This window comes from Azoarcus sp. CIB (assembly GCF_001190925.1).
Classification (GTDB): Bacteria; Pseudomonadota; Gammaproteobacteria; order Burkholderiales; family Rhodocyclaceae; genus Aromatoleum.
This window is the reverse complement of sequence record NZ_CP011072.1, coordinates 4821685-4843404: the sequence shown is the minus strand read 5'-3', so window position 1 is coordinate 4843404 and position 21720 is coordinate 4821685. Positions and strand designations below refer to the sequence as shown.

Annotated in this window: 22 protein-coding genes; 10 read left to right on the top strand and 12 right to left on the bottom strand. The window is 68.2% G+C overall.

The annotated features are described in order from the left end of the window. Positions 1–2 precede the first annotated feature (2 nt). From AzCIB_RS21735 to AzCIB_RS21710, 6 genes are all read left to right on the top strand, one after another. Complete coding sequence (locus AzCIB_RS21735) at positions 3–959, top strand: peptidase U32 family protein (RefSeq protein ID WP_050417813.1); 957 nt, start codon at positions 3–5, stop codon at positions 957–959. A 161-nt stretch (positions 960–1120) separates the two neighbouring features. Continuing rightward, the gene (locus AzCIB_RS21730; protein WP_050417812.1) at positions 1121–2050 is read left to right on the top strand and encodes an ABC transporter substrate-binding protein; all 930 of its coding nucleotides are present in this window, start codon (positions 1121–1123) and stop codon (positions 2048–2050) included. 5 nt (positions 2051–2055) lie between these two features. Then, a complete protein-coding gene (locus AzCIB_RS21725; protein WP_050417811.1) occupies positions 2056–3036 on the top strand; it encodes a peptidase U32 family protein in 981 nt (326 codons plus the stop codon). Then, positions 3033–5672, top strand: a complete 2640-nt coding sequence (locus AzCIB_RS21720; RefSeq protein WP_050417810.1) for a PEP/pyruvate-binding domain-containing protein — start codon at positions 3033–3035, stop codon at positions 5670–5672. The genes AzCIB_RS21725 and AzCIB_RS21720 overlap by 4 nt, the downstream gene beginning before the upstream one ends. Then, a complete protein-coding gene (locus AzCIB_RS21715) occupies positions 5617–6471 on the top strand; it encodes an SDR family NAD(P)-dependent oxidoreductase (protein ID WP_050417809.1) in 855 nt (284 codons plus the stop codon). The genes AzCIB_RS21720 and AzCIB_RS21715 overlap by 56 nt, the downstream gene beginning before the upstream one ends. A gap of 16 nt (positions 6472–6487) precedes the next feature. Next, positions 6488–7333 (top strand): fumarylacetoacetate hydrolase family protein, encoded by an 846-nt coding sequence (locus tag AzCIB_RS21710; protein ID WP_050417808.1) that lies wholly within the window; start codon positions 6488–6490, stop codon positions 7331–7333. Positions 7334–7349: 16 nt separating this feature from the next. Here AzCIB_RS21710 and AzCIB_RS21705 read toward each other — a convergent pair whose 3' ends face one another. The 5 genes from AzCIB_RS21705 to AzCIB_RS21685 all read right to left on the bottom strand — a co-directional run bounded on the left by AzCIB_RS21705 (position 7350) and on the right by AzCIB_RS21685 (position 11433). Then, positions 7350–7919: a metal-dependent hydrolase gene (locus AzCIB_RS21705; protein WP_050417807.1), complete on the bottom strand. Its 570-nt coding sequence runs from the start codon at positions 7917–7919 to the stop codon at positions 7350–7352. A gap of 143 nt (positions 7920–8062) precedes the next feature. Then, entirely contained in the window at positions 8063–8806 is a 744-nt protein-coding gene (locus AzCIB_RS21700; protein WP_050417806.1) for a SagB/ThcOx family dehydrogenase, read from the bottom strand. A gap of 7 nt (positions 8807–8813) precedes the next feature. Continuing rightward, positions 8814–10088, bottom strand: a complete 1275-nt coding sequence (locus AzCIB_RS21695; protein ID WP_198149579.1) for a YcaO-like family protein — start codon at positions 10086–10088, stop codon at positions 8814–8816. 37 nt (positions 10089–10125) lie between these two features. After that, a complete protein-coding gene (locus AzCIB_RS24325) occupies positions 10126–10584 on the bottom strand; it encodes a hypothetical protein (protein WP_157058548.1) in 459 nt (152 codons plus the stop codon). A gap of 18 nt (positions 10585–10602) precedes the next feature. Further along, the gene (locus tag AzCIB_RS21685; RefSeq protein ID WP_050417803.1) at positions 10603–11433 is read right to left on the bottom strand and encodes a TOMM precursor leader peptide-binding protein; all 831 of its coding nucleotides are present in this window, start codon (positions 11431–11433) and stop codon (positions 10603–10605) included. A gap of 109 nt (positions 11434–11542) precedes the next feature. On the opposite strand from AzCIB_RS21685, the gene AzCIB_RS21680 reads away from it, so the two are divergent. Next, the gene (locus tag AzCIB_RS21680; RefSeq protein WP_198149578.1) at positions 11543–12127 is read left to right on the top strand and encodes a phosphatase PAP2 family protein; all 585 of its coding nucleotides are present in this window, start codon (positions 11543–11545) and stop codon (positions 12125–12127) included. 181 nt (positions 12128–12308) lie between these two features. Here AzCIB_RS21680 and AzCIB_RS21675 read toward each other — a convergent pair whose 3' ends face one another. From AzCIB_RS21675 to AzCIB_RS21650, 6 genes are all read right to left on the bottom strand, one after another. After that, a complete protein-coding gene (locus AzCIB_RS21675) occupies positions 12309–13043 on the bottom strand; it encodes an ABC transporter ATP-binding protein (RefSeq protein WP_050417801.1) in 735 nt (244 codons plus the stop codon). Further along, positions 13033–13809 (bottom strand): ABC transporter ATP-binding protein, encoded by a 777-nt coding sequence (locus AzCIB_RS21670; RefSeq protein WP_050417800.1) that lies wholly within the window; start codon positions 13807–13809, stop codon positions 13033–13035. The genes AzCIB_RS21675 and AzCIB_RS21670 overlap by 11 nt, the downstream gene beginning before the upstream one ends. Further along, complete coding sequence (locus AzCIB_RS21665) at positions 13806–14906, bottom strand: ABC transporter permease subunit (protein ID WP_050417799.1); 1101 nt, start codon at positions 14904–14906, stop codon at positions 13806–13808. The genes AzCIB_RS21670 and AzCIB_RS21665 overlap by 4 nt, the downstream gene beginning before the upstream one ends. Positions 14907–14924: 18 nt before the next feature. Then, positions 14925–15857 carry a branched-chain amino acid ABC transporter permease gene (locus AzCIB_RS21660; RefSeq protein WP_050417798.1) on the bottom strand — a complete coding sequence of 311 codons (933 nt, stop codon included), beginning with the start codon at positions 15855–15857 and terminating at the stop codon, positions 14925–14927. A 274-nt stretch (positions 15858–16131) separates the two neighbouring features. After that, entirely contained in the window at positions 16132–17247 is a 1116-nt protein-coding gene (locus AzCIB_RS21655; RefSeq protein WP_050417797.1) for a branched-chain amino acid ABC transporter substrate-binding protein, read from the bottom strand. A 537-nt stretch (positions 17248–17784) separates the two neighbouring features. Continuing rightward, positions 17785–18897 carry a branched-chain amino acid ABC transporter substrate-binding protein gene (locus tag AzCIB_RS21650; RefSeq protein ID WP_050417796.1) on the bottom strand — a complete coding sequence of 371 codons (1113 nt, stop codon included), beginning with the start codon at positions 18895–18897 and terminating at the stop codon, positions 17785–17787. Between the two features lie 153 nt (positions 18898–19050). Here AzCIB_RS21650 and AzCIB_RS21645 point away from each other — a divergent pair, with 153 nt between their 5' ends. From AzCIB_RS21645 to AzCIB_RS21635, 3 genes are all read left to right on the top strand, one after another. Continuing rightward, positions 19051–19536, top strand: a complete 486-nt coding sequence (locus tag AzCIB_RS21645; RefSeq protein WP_050417795.1) for a hypothetical protein — start codon at positions 19051–19053, stop codon at positions 19534–19536. 19 nt (positions 19537–19555) lie between these two features. After that, positions 19556–20152 (top strand): outer membrane protein assembly factor BamE domain-containing protein, encoded by a 597-nt coding sequence (bamE, locus tag AzCIB_RS21640; protein WP_502685643.1) that lies wholly within the window; start codon positions 19556–19558, stop codon positions 20150–20152. Between the two features lie 83 nt (positions 20153–20235). After that, entirely contained in the window at positions 20236–21072 is an 837-nt protein-coding gene (locus tag AzCIB_RS21635; protein WP_050417794.1) for an alpha/beta fold hydrolase, read from the top strand. A gap of 22 nt (positions 21073–21094) precedes the next feature. Here AzCIB_RS21635 and AzCIB_RS21630 read toward each other — a convergent pair whose 3' ends face one another. Further along, positions 21095–21463 carry a VOC family protein gene (locus AzCIB_RS21630; protein WP_050417793.1) on the bottom strand — a complete coding sequence of 123 codons (369 nt, stop codon included), beginning with the start codon at positions 21461–21463 and terminating at the stop codon, positions 21095–21097. Positions 21464–21720: the final 257 nt, after the last annotated feature.

The window sequence follows — 21720 nt, the reverse complement described above, 5'->3', positions numbered from 1 at the left end:
TGATGGTAAAGCTGCTCGCCCCGGCTGGCTCGCTGGAGATGGCGCGCGCGGCGGTCGACGAGGGCGCCGACATCATCTACGTCGGCCCGCTCGGCTTCTCGCGCCGCCCCTACGAGTCCGAGATGAGCGACGACGCGATCCGCGAGGCGGCCGCCTATGCGCGGGCGGGCGGCGCGGAACTGCGCGTGGTGCTCAATACCTTCCCGACGCCCTACGACTTCGGCCGCTTCGTCGACAAGGCCGTGCGCTACGCGGCCGACGGCGCGTCCGGCTTCATCGTCACCGATGTCGGTCTGATGCGCGCGCTGCGCCGCGAGATCCCGGACACGGTGTTGCACGTGAGCATCGGCAGCGGCATCAGCAACCTCGCCGACGCGGCCTTCTACCGCGACGCCGGCGCCGACGTGATCATCCTGCCCTACCGCTGGGACGTCGCCGAGATCGAAGCCGTGCGCCGTGCGAGCGATATCGGGCTGGAGACCTTCCTCTTCGAGACGGTGCAGACCGGCAAGCTGTGCCCCGGCAAATGCATCATGAGCAGCTACCTGCGCTTTCGCGACTGGCTGGAAGTCGAGGGCAGCCGCGACTTCCACGGCAGCGCGAACCGCGGCGCGAAGGAGTGCTACCGCGTGTGCCAGGCGAACTGGGAATTCGGCGCGGCGGGGGCGGACCCGGTCGAGATCAAGCTGCGCCGCGACGCGCGACTGATGCTCGCGCAGCTGCCGGGCTTCGTCGCCGCCGGCGTCACCTGTTTCAAGCTGTCGGGGCGCGAGCGGCCGGTCGGCATGATCCGCGACCTCGTCCGCTTCTACCGCCGTGCGATCGACGAGGTCGTCGCCGGCGTGAGCGATCTCGATCACCACGCCGGGGAACTCGCCGAGCTGCGCGGGCGTTGGGTGCGGGAGAAGGCGAAGCGCGTCGACACCTTGATGGATCGGGCGGCGAATTATGTGGCTTGAGCCAGCCTTCGAGGCGGACCGCGTAGGGCGGCAGGAGCGCAGCGTATCCCGCCAGCCGGCGCGTCCGACACCGCCCAACCGCCGCGTGGCGGCGCAGTTGGCACATTCCGCCTGCGGCTCCTCCCGCCCTACGGAGCACGGCACTCTCAGCGGAGGGTTGGATGTCCGCCGTTAGTGCCCTCCCGACCCTGCGCGCGGCCTTCGAAGCCACTGGCAGCGGCGCCTGGCTGATGCGCGCGATCGTCGCCTGCGGCCTCGACGAGGCCAACGGCTACCGCCTGGCGCTGCAGCTGGGCGACGACCGCATGCGCGGCGAGCGTCAGGCGACCGAGGCGCGGCTGATCGACGGCGAGGTCGATCTCATCGACACCGACTGGCTGTCGCTCGCGCGTCATCGCGCCGCCGGCCTGCCGCTGGTGGCGGCCGCCCCGTACGGCGCGATCTTCGGCGGCCTCGTCGCGCGACGGGGCAGCGCGCTGCGCGGTCTCGCGGACCTGCCGGGCAAGCGCATCGGCGTCGTCCACGCGCAGGACAAGAACTGGCTGCTGCTGCGCGCCGCGTGCCGGCTGCGCCACGGCTTCGACCCGGCTGAAGCGTCGCCTTGCATCGCCGCCGGCTCGAAGAGCGACCTGCACGACGCCCTGTGTGGCGGCGCGCTCGACGCGGCCCTCCTGTACTGGCACCAGGTGCCCGCGCTCGTCGCGGGCGGTGCGTTCCGCGAGGTGTGCGACCTGGCCGCGCTGCTTGCCGCGCTTCCCGTCCCGCGGCCCCAGGTGCCGACGAGCTTCTTCGTCTGCCACGAGGCGCTGGCGCGCTCGGCGCCCGCCCTGCTGCAGGGCTTCGCCCGCTCGGCCGCCGCCGCGGCGGATCGCCTGCGCGCCGATCCCGGCCTGTGGTCGCGTGTCGCCGGCGTGCCGGCGGGCAGCTGGGCCGGCGCCGTGCTGCGGCGCAAGTGGCTCGCCCGCGTCGGCCTTCCGTGGGCGCCGCAGATGGCCGCGCGGCTGCAGGAACTCGCCGACCTGATGGCGCCGCCCGGCGCTCCCCGACATGCACTGCCGGCCGGCCTCCTCGCCGCCGGTCTCCATCCCTGAGGTGAATGATGCCGATCCTGATGGCCCCCGGTGGCAGCCTCGAAATGGCCTTCGCGTCGCTCGCGCGCGGCGCCGACTCCGTCTACGTCGGGCCGCGCGGCTGGAGCCGCCGTCCGGCCACCGACGAGCTTGACGACGGCGCGATCGCCGAGTTGGTCGCCGAGGCCGCGCGCGACGGCAAGGACGTGCGCGTCGCGATCAACGTGATGCCCGCGCCCGACGAAGTCGGCCTGTTCCTCGACCGCGTCGCGAGCTTCGCGAAGATCGGCGTGAGCGGCGTGATGGCGTGCGACCCCGGCCTGATCCCCTTGGTGCGCCGCGCGCATCCCGCGCTGGACATCCACGTCAGCGTCACCGCCGGCGTGTTCAACGTCGAGGACGTGCGCTTCTATGACGAGCTGGGAGCGGACTACGTCGTGCTGCCCTACCGCTGGGGCGTCGCCGAGGCCGCGCAGATCCGTGCCGCGAGCCCGATGAAGCTCGAAGCCTTCCTGTTCCAGAACCCGCATCGCGGCCGCATCTGCCCGGGGCGCTGCTATTCGAGCAGCTACTTCCACGTCAAGCACCTGCGCGGCGACGACGACAAGGATCTCTACCTCGGCTCGGCGGCGCGCGGCGGCAGCTGCTACCGTATCTGTCGCGGCGAGTGGTCGCTCACCGCGGGCGATCGCCTTCATCCCGACTCGCCGCGCCTGAAGAGCAGCCCCGAGCTGCTGCTGTGGGAAGTGCCCGAATACGTCGCGATGGGCGTCGAACGCTTCAAGATTCCCGGCCGCGAGCGCACCGCAGCGCTCGTCGCGGATATCGTTGGCTTCTATCGGCGCGTGATCGACGCGTCGCTGCGTGGCGAACGCATCGAAGGCTTCGCGCCGGAATGGCTGGAACTCAAGGACCGCTGGAGCGGCGAGCGCGACAACCGCGACGACTCCCGTATCCGCGGGGCGGAACGGGCGGGCCGCGCGATCCGCGCCGGGGTCGCCGCGTGACAGCCGCGGAGGGCGCGGCCGGGAGCGCGCCGGTGTCGTCGGACTGGATCCGCGACCTCGCCGCGCTCACGCCGGCGGACGCCCGCGCGGTGGGCAATAAGGCGTTGCGCCAGGGCCTTCTGCTCGCGGCGGGCTTCCCGGTGAGTCCCGGTTTCTGCGTCACCGCGGCAGCCGTCGCGGCGTGGCGCGAGGGCGGGGCGGACCGCGAAGCGGTGTGCGTTGCGCTGCTGGCGGCCTATCGCGCGCTCGGCGGGCGCGTCGCGGTGCGCAGCTCCGCGATCGAGGAGGACGGCGAGGGTGCGAGCTATGCCGGCGTGTACGCCACCGAACTCGGCGTGCACGGCGAGGCGGCGCTGCTCGCCGCGCTGGAACGCTGCATCGCCTCGTGGGCCGAACCGGCCGCGGCCGAGTACCGCACGCGGCTGGGGCATGCCGATGCGGCGCTGGCGATCCTCGTGCAACGCCTCGTCCCCGCGGTCGCCGCTGGTATCGCCTATACGCGCGCGCCGCTCGACACCAGGCGCCGCGAGGTGCACGTCGATGCCGTCTGGGGGCTGGCGGAACCGCTCGCCGCGGGGCGGCACGTCGGCGACAGCTTCGTCCTGTCCCACGCCGGCCGCCTGCTGCGCAAGCGCATCGGCCACAAGCGCGAGGCGCTTGCAGCCGACGGTCCACACCCGGTGCGTCCGCAACGCGCGCGCGTCGCCTGCCTGACGCCCGCCGAGTCGCGTGAGGTCGCACTGCTCGCGCTGCGCGCCGAAGCCTTCTTCGGCGGCCCGCAGGATGTCGAGTTCGCCGTCGACCTGTGCGGCGTGTGGCTGCTGCAGGCGCGCCCGCTCGTCGCCGCGAGCACGGCAGGCGGCGCAGGGCTGGAAAACTACCTCGCCGGCGAGCGGCGGCGCCTCGCGCGCAAGTTCGCCGACCTGCGCCGGCGCGGTGTGCTGCACGGCAGCCAGCTCGTGCTTAGCAACGGCAACGTCGGCGAGCTGCTGCCGACGCCGACCGCGATGAGTTTCGGCCTGTTCCGCGACATCTTCGCCGGGCGTCGCGGCGCGATCGTGACCGGGCGCCGGCGCCTCGGCTACCGCTTCGACCCGCGCTGCGTCGATCACCTGTACGAGCTGGTCGCCGGGCAACTCTGCTTCAATGTCGAAGTTGACGCCGCGACTTTCGGCGACGGCGCGGAGCCGCCGGTGGACGACTACCTCGACCGCGTCGTAGCCGACCCCTCGCTCGCGAACTATCCGGAAGTGCGCCTGTACGGCCGGCTTCCCCTCGATGCTCCCGCCGCCGCAGTGCGGGAGCGTTTCGAGCGCGGCCTGCGCGCGGCGGCACGCGCCTACCTCGCGCGCTACGAATCGCAGGTCGTGCCACGCCTCGGCGTGCCGGCGGCGCTCGAGCAAGCCGTCGCGTCGACCGAGCCTTGCCGGGTCGTCGCCGCCGTGTCGGATCTCGTGCGCTTCCTGCGCACCGGCCCCTGTGTCGAATTCGTCATCGCCGCCCGGCTCGGCTTCCACTTCGCGGCCGAGGTTCGCCGCACGCTCGAAGCCCTGCTCGGATCGGACAGCGAAGCCGTGTGCGCGCGCCTGCTGTCCGGCCTGCCCGGCAGCCACATCACGCGCCAGGCGCTGTGGCTGGAGGAGGTCGCAGAGAGGCGCCGTAGCCGTGCCGATTACCTCGCCGCCTACGGCCACGGAGCCGACAACGAACTCGAACTCGCCGAGCCGCGGCTCGCCGAAGATCCCGCTCGCCTCGACGAACTGCTCGCGAACCTGCGCACCAGCGGCCGCCGGCCGGCGGCCGAATTCGCGCGCCAGCAGGCCGCCCGCCGCGCGGCCGAGGCGGAACTCGGGGAACGCCTCGCCGCTGCCGGCGTGGACGATGCCGCGCGCGCGGCGCTCTTCGAGGCGCTCGCCTTCGCGCAGCACTTCCTGCCACTGCGCGAGACGATCAAGCACCACTACACCGCCGTCCATGCGCTGATCCGCCACGCCGCGCTGCACCTTGCCGCGCATCTCGACTGGCCCGAGGCGCTGATCTTCCATCTCCACACGCGCGAACTGCCTGCCGCGTTGCGCGACCCCGCAGCGCTGCGCCGCCGCGCCGAGCGCCGCGCCGCCGAGCACGCGATGGCACGTCTCGCCGCGCGCCTGCACTGCGTCCCGGCCGTCGTGTTCGGCGCGCGCCTCGACGCCATCGGCGTGCCGACGGCGCGTGCTAGCGACGGGGCGGAGGGGAGTGCCTGGAGCGGCGAACCGCTGTCCCCCGGCAAGGTCTGCGGCGTCGCACGCGTGTTCGCCCCCGGCGACCCAGTGCCGGCCGAGGGCTGGCGCGGCGACGAGATCCTCGTCCTGCGCGCCGCCAACCTCGGCGTCACGCCGCTCTTCCGCATCGTCGCGGGGCTCGTCGTCGAAGTCGGCGGGCTCCTCGCCCACAGCGCCTGCCAGGCGCGCGAAGCCGGCATCCCGGCGATCGCGCTGCCCGACGCGACGCGCCTGATCGCCGACGGCGCGCGCATCGTCCTCGACGGCGCCAGCGGTCGCATCGCCGTACTCGAACCCGCTCCCGGAGACCCTGCAAATGAACCCCCCGACGACCTCTCAGCGCGACTTCCCGCCCAACTCGCCGCGGTTTGACCTCGACGGCCGCGTCGCCCTCGTCACGGGCGCCGGCGCCAACGGCGGCATCGGTCACGCCCTTGCGCTGGGCCTCGCGCGCGCCGGCGCCCGCGTCGCGATCGCCGACATCGACGCCGACGGCCTCGCGCAGACCGCACGCGAACTCGCTGAGATCGGGCCCGCGCCGCTCGCGCGCGTCGTCGATATCGCCGACTCCGCCGCCGTCGAGGGGCTGTTCGCTACGATCGACGACGACATCGGCCGTCTCGACATCCTCGTCAACGTCCCCTTCGCCTTCCCCGCGCGCGTGCGCCCGCACGAACTGGCCGCCGCCGACTGGGAGCGCATGCTCGCCGTGAACCTCACCGGCTACTTCCTGTGCTGCCAGGCCGCGCTGCGCCGCATGCTGCCGGCGGGGCAGGGCAGCATCATCAACATCGGTTCCAACGCGGGGGAATCGGCGCTCGGGCGCGGCGCGCTGCCCTACGGCTGCACCAAGGCCGCGGTGCACCAGATGACACGCGAACTCGCCGTCGAATACGCCGGGGCGGGCATCCGCGTGAACGCGATCCTCCCGGCGCAGACCCTCACGCCCGGACTGCGCGGCCATCTCGACAACCCGCGCTTCCGCGACCACGTCCTGCCGCGCATCCTCGCCGGGCTGCCGCAGGGGCGCCTGCTCGATCCCGAGGACTACGTCGGCTCGGCCATCTTCCTTGCCTCCGACGCCGCCCGCGCCGTGAATGGCGTACTGCTGCCGGTCGATGGAGGCAACCTCGCGATGAACGCCGGCGGCAGCCACACCTGGCCCGCGTGATGGAGATGGCAGAAGCGTGAAGCTCGTCCGCTATGGCCCGCGCGGCCGCGAACGCCCGGGGCTGATCGACGCCGACGGCGTGCTGCGCGATCTCTCCGCGCACGTCCCGGACATCGGATCTGCGACGCTCGCCCCCGGTAGCCTCGCCTTGCTGCGCCGCCTCGACCCGCGGACCCTTCCCGCGGTGCCCGGCCGCCCGCGTCTGGGCGTGCCGGTCGCCGGCGTGGGCAAGATCGTCGCCGCCGGGCTCAACTACCGCGCGCACGTCGCGGCAGGCTACACCCTGCCCGACGAGCCCATCCTGTTCCTGAAAGCCCCGTCCGCGCTGTGCGGCGCGCGCGACGCCGTGCGCCTGCCGCCGGGCGCCACCCGCTGCGACTGGGAAGTGGAGCTCGCGCTGGTGATCGGCCGCCGCGCCAGCGCCGTCCCCGCCGCCCGCGCGCTCGCGCACGTCGCCGGCTACTGCATCGCCAACGACGTCTCCGAGCGCGGCTTCCAGTTCGATCGCGGCCCCACCTGGGACAAGGGCAAGAGCTGCGACACCTTCTGCCCGCTCGGCCCCTGGCTCGTCACCCGCGACGAAGTGCCCGACCCGCAGGCGCTGGACCTCCGCCTCACCCTCGACGGCGGAACCATGCAGGCCTCGAACACCGCAGACATGCTTTTCAGCTGCGCCGAACTCGTCGCCTGCGCCAGCCGCTACATGACGCTGCACCCCGGCGACGTGCTCCTCACCGGCACCCCGCCGGGCAGCGGCTTCCTGCAATCGCCGTCGCGCCACTTGCGGCCCGGTCAGACGATGCAGCTCACTATCGCGGGCTTGGGGGAGCAGCGCTCGCGGGTTCGTCCCTTGCGACCCTGAGCGTCGCCTCGCCAACCTACCCCGCTTCCCTCCGGGTCTTTGTGCCGTCAAACTTGCGTCGTCTTGCTGCGGCGCGCGCCAACAGGCCTGTCGCTCCCGCCGCAAATGCCGGCAGCCACACCCAGAGGAGTTCCGACAGGAACACGCTCGCTCCCTTTGACGAGAAAAACCGCCCGAGCCCGAGTGGAGCGACTTCGATCGGCTGAAACGGTGCGAAATAGCGCTGCCCCGACCAGGGCCAGAGCAGCGCGATGCCGAGGCCTCCATTGGTCAGCGTATCGAGCAGGCCGTGGGAGCCGACCGCCGTCAGGAGGAAGATGAAGGATCGAAGGAAGCTTGCATGCAGCCAGCGGAAACAGCAGGCACCCAGCAGTGCGGCGACCAAGGCGAACAGCAACGAGTGGGAAAAGCCACGGTGTCCGAACTCTGCGGCGTAGGGGATGCCCACGCGGAACGCGATCACGTCGAGATCGGGAAGAATCGCGGCGATTGCGCCGCAGGCAAGCAGCCGGGGCGGAATGATCCTGCTGCCAAGCGCAGCACCGATCGCGAGCGGTACGACTGGATGGGTGAAGACTGTGGGCACGGGGAACTCCGTCGTGATCTCAGTCGGCGCACGTGCCGTCAGAGAGATGAATTCCGTGGGGCGTGGGGGCGCAAGGCATCAACCATTGCCAATGGCGCATCGTCCGGGCGAACGCCAGAAACGCCAGTCACGAACTCACTGCTTCACGATCTGATGCCGGCCGGCCGGCCGGCGGCGAAGGCGAACATGGACAGATGCTCGTCTGACGCCAGGCCGAGCAGGGACAAAACTTGCCGGTCGAGGAAGGAGCCGAGTGCAACCGCGGCCAGTTGTCGCTCGGCTGCCGCCAGCGACAGCGCAACAAGATAACCGCCGGCTTCCATGAGCATGAAACGGCCCCCGCGCTCGCCGTATTTGGCGGTCATCGGCCCGCGTTTGGCCACCACGAAGAACACTGCCGATGGCGCGGTATCCCAGGAAGTCCCCAGCACGCTTTGCAGCGCATTCCACGACGGACAGTCGCCGATGGGGGACAAGCCATGCGTCCTTGGGTCGTACCAGCAAATCCGTCCAGCGAGGTCAGGGGCGTCCTCCACGCCAAGCAAGGCCGCATAGATCCACACCGGATATTTCCCGCCACCGGAGGGCAAGGGGCGCGTTCCGTCACGGCGCATGGCGAAGGGCGCAAGCAAGTGCGCCAGATCATCCGTGCTCAATGCGGCGGCGGAGAATTCCCGGCCGCTGCGCCGTCCCTCATAGGCCGCCGTCAGCGATGAGCGGACGATGGGCAGTCGGCGCGCCGCCCCGGCATAGACAGGCTCGGGGGCTTCATATGGTTGCGCGGCGTCTGCGGCAATGCGCTCGCGCAGCAAGCGGGCTCGTGTCCCGTTCAATTCGCTGTTGGCCCAGAACACGTCAAAAAGCGGGCTGGCGTCGTCGATGGTCATCAATGAATTACCCCAAGGGATGCGGCAAGGGGTTGGGAAAGGCGGTGAAGCGGGCAGCATTGCCGTAACGCCAGCGGACATCCTTGCAGCGGCCGCCGAGGAAGGGCGCGCGTTCGTCGGCATGCAGGCCGGTCAGTTGCGGCGAAAGCACCCGTATGACATGCAAGCCGGCAGCGGCGACATCGCGGGTGGTCAGCTCGCGGTAATACAGGTCGACACCGCTTTGGGCCAGTTGATGGACCAGTTGATCCAGCTGATCAATCGCAGCAGCAGGTGCCGGGGCAAACCGCTCGACCGGAATGAATGGCTGGCGATGGGCGATCAGCGCGGTCTTCGGCCAGAGATCCGGGCGCAGCGTATAGAAGACCGCGTGTTCATCGAAGCGGCGCAACTGCGCAGCATGACGCGGCAGCTCCACACCCCGGCTGCGCTTGAGGAAGCCCGCGAAGGTCAGTGCCTGCCCCCATTCGAGCCAGGCCTTCTGCAGCGCTTCGTCGCGCGTCGCCCGGCAAGCAATCCCCAGGCAATAGCGCGGCTCGCCGCGCCGGGGAATGCCACCCGCCACGGCCACGACCGGATGCGGGTTCCACTCCTGGGTCATGTCGAAGGCGTAGACTTCGCCGCCCCGCGCCTGCACCTGCTCGCGCCACGCGGCAGGTAGTGGAATCTCCCGGCCACCCAGTCCGTTCAGCCACGTTGTCGCAAGTGCATCGCGTTCGAGCAGCTCCTGGGAGGCGCGCAACATGGCCATCCACGGGCCGCCTTCCACCGGGCGAAAGGCTGCGAGACCGCTCGATGTCGACGGCAGGCGAGCTTCGCCCGTGCGTGGCCCGAGCCCCACCCACTCTTGTGGCACCCAACGAGAGCGGTTGTCGAGCAAGCTGAAGACCTGGGCGAACAGATCCTCGGGCTTTGCCTGCGTGGCCCAGGGGAAATCGGGGCGGCCGAACTGCTCGTCTGAAAAGCAGGCGAACTGGCATTCATCGAGTCGTTCAGTGTCGGGAATCTTTGAACGCGGAACAGTCCTGGCCGCCACGAAGGCTGCGGCATAACGCTCCAGACCCTCGGCGATTGCGCCGATCAAGGCCGACTCACGGGTCATCCCGACCGCGCCTGAGACCGTTTGCCACGGGTTGCTCGGGTCTTCGGGGACCGCCACGTTGAACAGGCCCGGCAAGTCGCAGGCCTCCTCCGCGACATACTGCGGTTCGAGCAGCAGTCCGCAGCGCAGCGCGGCAGCGCTGGTCAACATGTGCTGAAAAAGTGAAATCCGCGTTGCCACCTGTCCGGTTGCTCGAAACCCTGCTTCGGCCGGAATCTCAACCCCCTACCCAAAGGGAGAATTCGATCGCCGCGCAGATGGCAATCGCGAGGACGACCGCAACGGCCCGGACAATGCCCTTCTCGGAGGGAAGGCCGGCCGACTCGTAGGCGAGGGCAAATATTCCGACAAACGTGCCCACGGCCATGATCGCGCCGAGTGCGAAACCGCCGACTGACGCAAACATCGCGCCGACGACTGTGGCGATAACGAGCGAGAACAGTCCGGAGAACATTCGTCCTGCGTCGCCGCCGGAGTCGGGCGGCGCCATGTCGCCGGAAATGGGGGGCGTTGCTTCCGCGGTCTTCCTGAGTCCGGAAAAGTGGATGGCGGTAAGGATGCTCGCCCCGGCAGCGGTGACGACACAGCAGGAGCAAGTCGTCGTCGTCGAGCCGCCGCCTGCCGCACTGTGTACTTGACTGGCCGCGGATTTGAATTGGTTGGGAAGACGGTACATTGTTTGTCTCGGTTCGGATCAGCGCACGGCATCGGCCCCGAGCCAGGGCAGGGGCAATGGTCTTGCGTCGGTGTTTTCCGGACCACACGTCGGGCAGTCCGGAAGCTGAAACAGGCGGCCGCTCTGGCTACGCAAGGTGCCCAGATCGAGGCTGGTCACGCGTTCGACGAAAGCCAGCGGCGCGCGGGGTGAGGCATCCTCGGCGAGTAGAGCACGGCGCAGCACGGCAACGGCAACGTCGATTTCCTCGTTGACCGCCGGGCGTGGCGGCAAGGGCGGATCTCCCCAGCGATGGGCGACGCGGTTGGCGAAGCAGCCGAGACATGCGGTTTCGCCGGGTACGACAAACGGGCCGATGCTCAGCGTGTGGTGATAGGCCAGGTCGACAAACAGGTGCGGCACTTGCGGCGCCAGGTCGCGATAGGCCTTCAGGGTTTCCTGCCATCCCGCATTGGTGCGCACCAGCAGGAGGATATCCGTGGCCTTGGAGGGGGCTTCGGTGCAGAGCCAGGGGGGACTTCCCTGAGCCGTGCTGCCGCACAGCAGCCTTTCCGTCAGTGCGGGGAGTGGCTGGCCGAGCCAGGCGACGCCGACGCGTTGCGGCGCGACCCGGGCGCGGGCAGGAAGGATGGCCTTGAGCTGAAGGAGCTGGCGGACAACCCCGGCGCATGCCGGATCCGCAGCGATCTCCGCCAAGTTATCCGACAGATACGCCTGGTGAATGCGCCGGACAAGCGCAGGGTCGACGACGTCGTCGATCAGGTAAGTTTCGTCTCCACCCGCCGACAGGACCAATAAATCCCTTTCGAGAAACAGGGTCCAGTTGGGGTTGGCAATCAGGCGATCCATATAGCATTCTCTGCAGAACGCATTTGGCATTCAACGGGCGCGAGTATATCGACAAATGGTACGTAATGACACCGCACTGGCGCAGCACGACTTGCCGTGGAGGGCTGCGTTGATTGCCCTGGCCGTCGTCGGGTCGATTTTTCTCGTCGGCTATCAGTGGACCAACGCAATGGCACAGGGAAATGCGCTTCCCTGGCAGGCCGAGACATGGTTGGACCGCAAGGTTCCGTTTTTGCCCTGGACCTTGCTTCCCTACCTGAGCATCAACCTGATCTACCCCTTGTCGTTCTTCCTCTGTGCGAACCGTATCGAGTTGGCCCAGTTCTGCAAACGTCTGCTCACCGCGCAATTCACCTGCTTCGCCTGCTTTTGGCTCTTTCCATTGCACAACGAAAGAGTCTTCCCTCCTGTCGACGGATTCCTCGGGGTGCTCTGGAAGGAACTCCAGGCCTTCGACATGGCAGGCAACCTCGCGCCGTCACTCCATGCGGCAACGCTGCTCGTTCTGTGGGATCTGCTGCGCAAGAACTCGATCGTAGCCATTCCCCGCTGGCCCCTGCATGCGTGGTTCCTGCTAATTGCCGTGTCGACCCAGACCACTTGGCAACACTACCTTTTCGACCTCATTACCGGGCTCGGATTGGGCTTGGGGTGCGTGCTGCTGTTCCCTTTGGTGCCGAGGCGCCAAGCATGAGCTGGCCGCGAGTTCCGTTCGTCAGTCGTGGCCGTCGAATGATCACATGTGCGCGATGGTTTTTCCGGTCATCCAGCCGCCGTGCAGGGTGCCATGCGTCATGGCGCGAGTCCTCCGGAAAAGAAAACGGGCGCCCGGTAGTGCGCCGGCCGCCCGTTCTGTCGCACCGCGACGTGGTCGATCAGGCCGCTTCGCCGAGATAGGCCGCGCGCACCTTGGGGTTGGTCAGCAGTTCCGCGCCGGAGCCGGTCAGCGTGACCTTGCCCGATTCCATCACATAGGCGCGCTGCGAGAACTCCAGCGCGAGGTTGGCGTTCTGCTCGACGAGCAGGATCGTGACGCCTTCCTTCGCGACCGATTGCACGACCTCGAAGATCTTCTCCACCACCAGCGGCGCCAAGCCCATCGACGGTTCGTCGAGCAGCAGCAGCTTGGGGCGCGACAGCAGCGCGCGGCCGATCGCGACCATCTGCTGCTCGCCGCCCGACAGCGTGCCGGCCACTTGGGCGAGGCGCTCCTTCACGCGCGGCAGCATCGTGTACACGCGTTCCAGGTCATGTTCGATGACGGCCGTGTCGTTGCGCGTGTAGGCGCCCATGCGCAGGTTCTCCTCGACCGTCAGGCGCGTGAAGATGCCGCGCCCTTCCGGCACCAGCGCGATGCCGCGGCGCAGGCGCTTGTGCGCCGGCAGCACGTGGACCTTTTCACCCTCGTAGAGGATCTCGCCGCCGGCGATCTTCAGGCTGCCGGCGATGGCGTTCAGCGTGGTGGTCTTGCCGGCGCCGTTGGCCCCGATCAGGCTCACGAGTTCGCCGCGGTAGAGTTCGAGGTCGATGCCCTTCACCGCCTTGATGCCGCCGTAGGCGACTTCCATGCCGGAGAGCTGGAGCAGGGGAGAGGTGGGATTAGTGTGCATTCTTGTGGCCTCCGCCGAGGTAGGCGCCGATCACGGCTTCGTTCTTCTGCACCTCGGCCGGAACGTCCTCGGCGATCTTGCGCCCGAAATCGAGCACCGCGACGCGGTCGCACAGGCCCATCACGAGCTTCACATCGTGCTCGATCAGCAGCACGGTGACGCCGTCGCCGCGGATCTGCTCGATCAGGTTCTTGAGTTGCACAGTCTCGGTCGCGTTCATGCCCGCTGCCGGTTCGTCGAGGGCGAGCAGTTGCGGCTCGGTCGCCAGCGCACGCGCGATCTCGAGCCGGCGCTGGTCGCCATACGAGAGGTTCTTCGCCGTCGCGGTGGCGAAGCGCTCGATGCCGACGTACTTGAGCAGCTCGTAGGCGCGCTCGGTGGTCAGGCGCTCCTCCTCGACGGTGGGCTTGTTCTGCGTGAGGATGCCCCACACGCTGGCCTTGGTGCGGATGTGATGCCCCGCCATCACGTTCTCGAGCGCGGAAAGCTCGCGGAACAGGCGGATGTTCTGGAAGGTCCGCGCGATGCCCTGCGCCACCACCAGATGCGGCTTGCCCGAGGGCAGAACCGCGCCGTTGAACACGAACTCGCCGCCGTCGGGCGTGTAGGCGCCCGTCAGCACGTTGAAGAAGGTTGTCTTGCCGGCGCCGTTGGGGCCGATCAGGCCGTACACCTCGCCCTTGCGGATCGTCAGCGAGACGTCCGACAGCGCCTGCAGGCCGCCGAAGCGCTTGCCGATGTTGCGGGCTTCGAGCAGGGTGATCATTCGGTCACCCCCTTGGCCTTCAGGTAGCGGATGTGGGAGTACTTGGCGTTGGCCGGGATCAGGCCGGACGGGCGGAGCAGCATCATCAGGATCATCGCGAGCGACAGCAGCAGCATGCGGAGCACCTCGGGGTCGAGCAGCACGTGGCCGAACAGGGCCTGCTGCACCGGCACCGCGAGGTGGCGGAGGATTTCGGGCAGGGCGGACAGGATGACCGCGCCGACGATGGCGCCGGCGATGTTGCCCATGCCGCCGAACACCACCATCGTCAGCACCGCGATCGACTCCATCAGCGAGAACGACTCGGGCGAGACGAAGCCCTGGAAGGTCCCGAACAGCACGCCCGAGACGCCGCCGAAGGTCGCGCCGAGCGAGAACGCCAGCAGCTTCATGTTGCGCGTGTTGATGCCGATCGCCTTGGCGGCGAGCTCGTCGTCGCGCATCGCGGCCCACGCGCGACCCACGCGCGAGATCTGCAGGCGCGAGATGAAGATGATCGAACCCACGACGCAGGCGAGGAAGAAGTAGTAATACAGTAACAGCGAGTTGATCGCGAGTTCTTCGGTCACCTGGATATTGCGCGACAGATCCCAGCCGAACAGGATGATCGGGTCGAGCGAGTTGATCCCCTGCGGCCCGTTCGTGATGTTGATCGGGTAGTTCAGGTTGTTCATGAAGATGCGCACGATCTCGCCGAAGCCCAGCGTGACGATCGCGAGGTAGTCCCCCCGCAATCGCAAGACCGGAAAGCCGAGCGCGATGCCCGCGGTCGCCGCGAAGCAGGCCGCGAGCGGCAGCACGATCCAGATCGGCAGGTGCAGGTCGAAATGTGGCGATGCGAGGAAGGCCGCGGTGTAGGCGCCCACCGCGTAGAACGCGATGTAGCCCAGGTCGAGCAGGCCGGCGAAGCCGACGACGAGGTTCAGGCCCAGCGCCAGCAGGATGTAGAGCAGCGCGAAGTCGAGCACGCGCACCCAGGTGCGGCCGAACATCATCGCGATGAGCGGCGCGCCGATCGCGATCGCGATCACCAGCCAGCGCGCGGCCTGCGGGTTGCGCTTGCCCAGCCAGGGAACGGCCAGTGCGAGTTCGTTCATGTTCTTGTCACTCCCGCGTTATGCCCGGTCGGACACGCGTTCACCCAGCAGGCCGGTAGGCTTGAAGATGAGTACGAGGCCGAGGATGATGAAGGCGAAGATGTCCTGGTAGGACGAATTGAGGAAGCCGAAGGTCGCCTGCTCGATGTAGCCGGCGCCGAACGACTCGACCAGGCCCAGCACGATGCCGCCGAGCATGGCGCCGCCGAGGTTGCCGATGCCGCCCAGCACCGCCGCGGTGAAGGCCTTCAGGCCGGGCATGAAGCCCATGCCGTAGTGCGCGATGCCGTAGTTGCTCGCGAACATCACGCCGGCGACCGCGGCGAGCGCGGCGCCGAGGACGAAGGTGAGCGCGATGATCATGTTGGTGTCGACCCCCATCAGCGCCGCGACGCGATGGTTCTCGGCGGTCGCACGCATCGCGCGGCCGAGCTTGGTCTTGGTCACCAGCAGCACCAGGCCGGCCATCATCAGGGCCGAGACGATGATGATCGTGATCTGGATCGGCGTGATGAACACGCCCTCGATCGGCTGGATCGGGGTCGTCGAGATCAGCTGCGGGAAGGTGTGGTAGTTGCGGCCCCAGATGATCATCGCCAGCGTCTGCAGCAGGAAGGACACGCCGATCGCGGTGATCAGCGGCGCGAGGCGCGGCGCGTTGCGCAGCGGGCGGTAGGCGAGGCGCTCCATCGTGAACGCGAGCAGCATGCACACCGGGATCGCCACCAGCAGCGACAGGGTCAGCATAGCGATCGGCGACATGCCGGGAGCGACGCCCATCAGGAACATCATGGTCTGCAGCGCCGTGAGTGCGCCGACCATCACGAGGTCGCCGTGGGCGAAGTTGATCAGGCCCAGGATGCCGTAAACCATCGTGTAGCCCAGGGCGACGAGCGCATACACGCTGCCGACGACGAGGCCGTTCACGATCTGTTGAAGAAAGATTTCCATGTTTACCCTCGGAATGTCGGGTGCGGGCCGCACTGGGATGAATGATGCGGGGTGGCCGTCGTGAGGCCGGTCCGCCGTTCGGACGCTGGTTTCGCGTGCGCCGTTCGCGCGCGCATCGGGTTCGGCGCGGGTGTGTCGGCCGGACCGCAGAAAGGCTGAAAATACATCGGGTTACATGTCGCGAGAGTCACAAAAAAGGGGGTGCGATCGTGCTGCGTGATCGCAACCCCCGCTTCGGGTCATCCAGACTGGCGGGCCGGAATGACCGTCGGATTTACATCGCAGCCCAAGTGCCGGCCTTGAACTGGTACATCGTCACCGCGCCGTCCTTGATGTCGCCCAGATCGTCGAAGGCCACCGTGCCGGTCACGCCGGGGTAGTTGCTCTTCTTCAGCTCGGGCAGGTACTTGGCGGGATCGGTCGAGTTGGCCGCCTGCATCGCCTTGATCATCGCCATCGCCGCGTCGTACGCGTAGGGCGAGTAGATCTGCACGTCGGCGTTGAAGCGCGCCTTGTAACGGTTGCGGAACTCGGTGCCGCCCGGCATCTTCTCGAGCGGCAGGCCGGCCATCGAGCAGTAGGCGTTGGCGCCGATCGCCTCGCCGGCGAGCTTGATCATCTCGGGGCTGCAGCCGCCGTCGCCGGTCACGAACTTCGCTTCGACGCCGAGCTGCTTCAACTGGCGCAGCATCGGGCCGCCCTGGGCGTCCATGCCGCCGAAGAAGATCACGTCGGGCTTGGCGCCGCGGATCTTGGTCAGGATCGCGTTGAAGTCGGTCGCCTTGTCGGTCGTGAATTCGCGCGCGACGACCTTGCCGCCGCCTGCCTTCACGGCCTTCTCGGTCTCGTCGGCGAGGCCCTGGCCGTAGGCCGTGCGGTCGTCGATGATCGCGACGGTCTTCGCCGCGAGCGGGCCGACGATGAACTTGCCGAGCACTCCGCCCTGCTGCACGTCGTTGGCGATCGTGCGGAACACCGCCTTGTAGCCCTGGCGCGTCAGCGTCGGGTTGGTCGCCGACGGCGAGATCATCGGTACGCCGGCCTGGTTATAGATGCGTGACGCGGGGATCGTCGTGCCGGAGTTGAGGTGGCCGACGACGCCCTTCACGCCGGCATCCATCAGGCGCTGCGCGACGGTGGTGCCGGTGCGCGGGTCGGCCTGGTCGTCCTCACCCATCAGCTCGAACTTGACCTTCTTGCCGCCGATCGTGATGCCCTTGGCGTTGGCGTCCTCGATTGCGAGGCGCGCGCCGTTTTCGTTGTCCTTGCCCAGGTGTGCGATCGTGCCGGTCAGCGGTGCGACGCTGCCCAGCTTGACGACCATTTCCTGTGCGTGGGCGACGGATAGTCCGATACCCATGATCGCGAGTGCGACGACGGTTTGCTTCATGTTGCTCCTCCAGCGAGATCGATTCGTGAGATTGAAGGCCTGAACGACACTTCTGGCCTTCGTGAGCGCCGAAGGGCCGTCAGGGTGCTGCACGTGATACCGCTTTTCCGTTCGCCCCCGACTATCACCGCTGCATTGCAACGGTCCCGGGGGGCTGAAAAGTCCGCGTATTCTGCCCAAAAACAGCCCGTGATGCGCAAATTGCAACAGTGATGTGCCGGTTTGTGCCTTCTGCAGTGCAGCAAGGGATCGCCGGGACCGCGCATCGTCGATGACATAGCGTTTCACTTCCGGCAAGGATCGGCAGCTGGTGCGGGTTTCGAACGGATGGATCCTGTGTTTGCACGCATGATGCATCGCACAAGTCATGCCAGCTTGTGGAAAACCCTAATGCCGGCGGCCGGCGCCGGCCCGCAGTGAGACGGAGCCTGGAGCCAGGCCCCCGGCGGCAAAAAAAAGGGGCGCCGCAGCGCCCCGATCCGGTTCATTTTCGTTGCCCGCCGCACGGCAGTGGTGCGCGGCGGGTGCACCACGCCATCAGTTCAGCGCTTCCCACTTGCCGCCCTGGAAGCGGTACAGGGTGACGCCGCCGTCGAGGATGTCGCCGTTCTTGTCGAAGGCGATCTTCCCGGTCACGCCCGTCATGTTGAGCTTCTGCAGCGCCGGCAGGTACTTGGCCGGTTCGGCCGAGCCGGCGGCCTTCATCGCCTCGATCAGCGCCATCGCGGCGTCGTAGCTGTACGGCGCGTACAGCTGCACGTCGCCCTTGTAAACTTCCTTGAAGCGCTTGTTAAAAGCGGCGCCGCCGGGCATCTTGTCCATCGGGATGCCGGCCTGGGTGCAATAGGCGTCGCCGCTCATCGCGTCGCCCGCGAGCTTGATCATCTCGCCGGTGCACGCGCCGTCGCCGCCGAGGAACTTGGCGCCGAGGCCGAGCTGCTTCATCTGGCGCAGCATCGGTGCAGCCTGCGCGTCCATGCCGCCGAAGAACACGGCGTCGGGCTGCTTGCCCTTGATCTTGGTGAGGATCGCAGTGAAGTCGGTCGCCTTGTCGTTGGTGAACTCGCGGCCGACGACCTGTACCCCTTCCTTCTTCAGGCTCTCGGCGAAGGCGTCGGCGAGGCCCTGGCCGTAGGCGGTGCGGTCGTCGATGATCGCGACCTTCTTCGCGCCGAGCTTGGTTGCGTAGCCGGCCATCGCCGCGCCCTGCTGCAGGTCGTTGGCGATGACGCGGAAGGTGACCTTGTAGCCCTGCTGCGTGAGCTTGGGGTTGGTCGACGACGGCGTGATGACCGGCACGCCGGCCTGCTCGTAGATGCGCGATGCGGGAATCGACGCACCCGAGGTGACGTGGCCGACCACGCCCTTGACGCCCGCGTCGGTCAGGCGCTGCGCGACGGTCGTCGCGGTGCGCGGGTCGGCCTGGTCGTCCTCGCTCACGAGTTCGAACTTGACCTTCTGGCCGCCGATGGTGGTGCCCTTGGCGTTGGCGTCTTCGATCGCGAGGCGCACGCCGTTCTCGCCGTCCTTGCCGATGTGGGCGATGGGGCCGGTGAGCGGACCGGCGTGGCCGATCTTGACGACGGTCTGGGCGTGGGCGGCCGACAGGCCGGCCGCGGCGAGTGCGAGGGCGATCAGGGTCTTCTTCATGAACCGTTCTCCGAAGCGTTGTATGCGGACAAGGGGCCGGTTCGCGATTGTGCCGCGCCCCGGTATGGTGCGATTCTAGCCCACGCCCGGCGGCGCCGACATAATGCGGTGCGCTTGGCGCGCCTGCGGCCCCTTGTGAGGAGAATCGCCCTGATGAAACGCCTTTTCACCCTGTTGTGCAGCCTGCTCGCGGCGCTGGGGATCGCCGCCTGCGATCACTTCAACCTGAAGGAGCTGGAGCCGGGCGTGTCGACGGCCGCCGACGTGCGTCAGCGCTTCGGCCCGCCGCAGATGGAGTGGCACAACGACGACGGCTCGGTGACGTGGGAATACTCGCGCCAGCCCATGGGCACGGAGTGCTTCATGATGACCATCGGCACCGACGACGTGCTGCGCAAGGTCGACCAGGTGCTGAACGAAACCAACTTCGCACGCATCCAAAGAGGCATGACCGGCGACGAAGTGCGGCGCATCCTCGGCGCGCCCGGCTCGCGCGAGCGTTTCGACCTCGCGAAGGAAACCGTGTGGGGCTGGCGCGTCGGCAAGGAGGCTTCGGGCGATCCGGTGTTCTTCCTGGTGCATTTCAACGATGACGCGCGTGTCGCACGCACGAGCCGCTTCGTCGAACTGCGGGGCTGACGCAAGGAAGGTGAGCCAAGTGAGGCATGGAGCCACAGTCGCGAAATGGGGACGCATCGCTGCGCTGCTTGCAGCCGCGGTGCTCGCCAGCAGTTGCGCGACGACCCTCGGTTCCCGCCCGCTCGTGACCGAGGCGGAGGCCATCGCCGTGCATGGCGAGCCGGCACGGCGCTGGCAGAACGAGGACGGCACGCGCACGCTGGAGTACCCGACGCAACCCTTCGGCCACGTCACGCTGATGGTGACCGTCGACGCCGGGGGCGCCGTGCTGCGGCAGGCGAACGCGCTGTCCTTCGAGAACCTCGCCCGCGTCGAGCGCGGCATGACGCGCGAGCAGGTGTCGCGCCTGCTCGGCACGCATCGCTCGGTCGAATTCTTCCGCCTGAGCGGCGAGGAAGTGTGGGACTGGAACATCGAGAACGACGGTCCGGGTATCTACACCTATTTCAACGTGCACTTCATCGACGGCAAGGTCGTGCGCACGAGCCGCACCTACATCTTCCCGCACGACGGGCCGGAGATGGGCGGCTGGAACGGCTTTCCGGCGTTTCCGCGCGCACCGTCGAATCCCCTGCGCCCGCGCCATCTCATGATGGCGGCCCCGACCGCAGGCTGATCCGTTCCGCCCGCCGCGGCATGGTCAGCGTTTATACTGCGCTGCAACACAATCCGGCAGCGGGTAGCGCGATGATCCACGCAATGAGCCATTTTATCGCCGACGACGGCGAACACATCCACGTCAAGATCGAAGGCGAGGGGCCACCGCTCGTGCTGCTGCACGGCTGGACCGCCAGCCATCGCGACTGGAGCCCGTTCATCGAGGCCTTCGCCGCGCGCCATCGCGTGTATCGCTGGGATGCGCGCGGGCACGGCGGCCATGCCCTGCATACGGACACCCCGCCGAGCGCGGCGCGCATGGCGCGCGACCTCGAGCAGATGCTCGAACACTGGAACCTGCGCGACGCGATCGTCATCGGTCATTCGATGGGCGCGCTGACGCTGTGGCAATACATCCGCGACTTCGGCTGCGGCCGCCTGCGCAAGCTCGTGATCATCGACCAGTCGCCGCGCATCCTCACCGACGGCGACTGGCGCTGGGGCATCTACGCTGACTTCGACGCCGCGCGCAACGCCGCCTTCGTGCGTTCGTTGCAGGAAGACTTCGCCGAAGGCGTGCTGCGCCTGGTCGGCCACAGCCTCAACGAACGCGCGCGGCGCAAGTACCTGGAGAACGGCGAGGGCATGGCGCTCGCGCGCCAGCGCCTGCGCGAGATGGCGCCGCAGCCGCTGATCGACTGCTGGTCCAGTCTCGCCGCGGCCGACTACCGCGACGTGCTGGAGAAGATCGACGTTCCCTCGCTGCTGGTCTACGGCGGCGCGAGCAACTTCTACCACACGCGCACCGCCCACTACGTGCACGACAACATCCCCAACGCGCTGCTGCACATCTACGACGACGTCGACCACGCGCCGCACCTGTGGCAGCGCGAGCGCTTCGCGCGCGACGTGCTCGACTTCATCGACGCCGAGGACTGAGGGCGCGGCGGGGGCCGGGATCCTATCCGGGCGAGCAGAACCACAGCTTGTTGCCCTCGCTGTCGAGGAAGGCGCCGACGTAGTAGCTGCCGTCGTAGAGCTCGACCACATCCGAGATATTCACGTCGAGTCCGCGCAGGGTGGCTTCCAGGGCGCGCGCGTCCGCGCATTCCAGCGTGATGCGCGGGTTCGGCTCCGCGGTCGGCGTGCCGTACCAGTCGTCCTTCAGCATCAGCACCGTGCCGCCGAGTTCGAAGCCGACTTGCCGGCCGCCTTCGCTGGCCGGGGCGAGGCCCAGCGTTTCGCCGTAGAACCTGTTCGCGCGCGCGACGTCGCGCACCGCGAGCGCGACGACCTTCACGCATTTCAATCCGGGTTGGGGGGTGTTCATGTCGATCTGCCGTCGAAGTCGGAATCCGTCGGCACGGGCCGGCTTCTGCGTCCGGCAAGGGGGCGGACCCCGGAGGAGGAAGGCCGCCGTGCCTTTCGGCGCGGCGGGGAGGTCGCGGTCGCGGGGGAAAGGGGCGGCCGTTCATGCTTCACGCTAGCACGTGCGGGGCGAAACGCCAGGCCCGCAGGGCACTCGCGTGCCACGCGGGGCGGCTTTGTTAGTCGAATCCGGAGCGCATGTCAATCGAGTCATTCGTC

Coding starts and splice junctions, on each gene's coding strand:
- AzCIB_RS21630 (WP_050417793.1), bottom strand. CDS start 21,463: ATGAACACCCCCCAACCCGGATTGAAATGCGTGAAGGTCGTCGCGCTC.
- AzCIB_RS21675 (WP_050417801.1), bottom strand. CDS start 13,043: ATGCACACTAATCCCACCTCTCCCCTGCTCCAGCTCTCCGGCATGGAA.
- AzCIB_RS21685 (WP_050417803.1), bottom strand. CDS start 11,433: ATGGATCGCCTGATTGCCAACCCCAACTGGACCCTGTTTCTCGAAAGG.
- AzCIB_RS21735 (WP_050417813.1), top strand. CDS start 3: ATGGTAAAGCTGCTCGCCCCGGCTGGCTCGCTGGAGATGGCGCGCGCG.
- AzCIB_RS21725 (WP_050417811.1), top strand. CDS start 2,056: ATGATGCCGATCCTGATGGCCCCCGGTGGCAGCCTCGAAATGGCCTTC.
- AzCIB_RS24325 (WP_157058548.1), bottom strand. CDS start 10,584: ATGTACCGTCTTCCCAACCAATTCAAATCCGCGGCCAGTCAAGTACAC.
- AzCIB_RS21665 (WP_050417799.1), bottom strand. CDS start 14,906: ATGAACGAACTCGCACTGGCCGTTCCCTGGCTGGGCAAGCGCAACCCG.
- AzCIB_RS21650 (WP_050417796.1), bottom strand. CDS start 18,897: ATGAAGAAGACCCTGATCGCCCTCGCACTCGCCGCGGCCGGCCTGTCG.
- AzCIB_RS21670 (WP_050417800.1), bottom strand. CDS start 13,809: ATGATCACCCTGCTCGAAGCCCGCAACATCGGCAAGCGCTTCGGCGGC.
- AzCIB_RS21660 (WP_050417798.1), bottom strand. CDS start 15,857: ATGGAAATCTTTCTTCAACAGATCGTGAACGGCCTCGTCGTCGGCAGC.
- AzCIB_RS21730 (WP_050417812.1), top strand. CDS start 1,121: ATGTCCGCCGTTAGTGCCCTCCCGACCCTGCGCGCGGCCTTCGAAGCC.
- AzCIB_RS21655 (WP_050417797.1), bottom strand. CDS start 17,247: ATGAAGCAAACCGTCGTCGCACTCGCGATCATGGGTATCGGACTATCC.
- AzCIB_RS21715 (WP_050417809.1), top strand. CDS start 5,617: ATGAACCCCCCGACGACCTCTCAGCGCGACTTCCCGCCCAACTCGCCG.
- AzCIB_RS21645 (WP_050417795.1), top strand. CDS start 19,051: ATGAAACGCCTTTTCACCCTGTTGTGCAGCCTGCTCGCGGCGCTGGGG.
- AzCIB_RS21700 (WP_050417806.1), bottom strand. CDS start 8,806: ATGACCATCGACGACGCCAGCCCGCTTTTTGACGTGTTCTGGGCCAAC.
- AzCIB_RS21635 (WP_050417794.1), top strand. CDS start 20,236: ATGAGCCATTTTATCGCCGACGACGGCGAACACATCCACGTCAAGATC.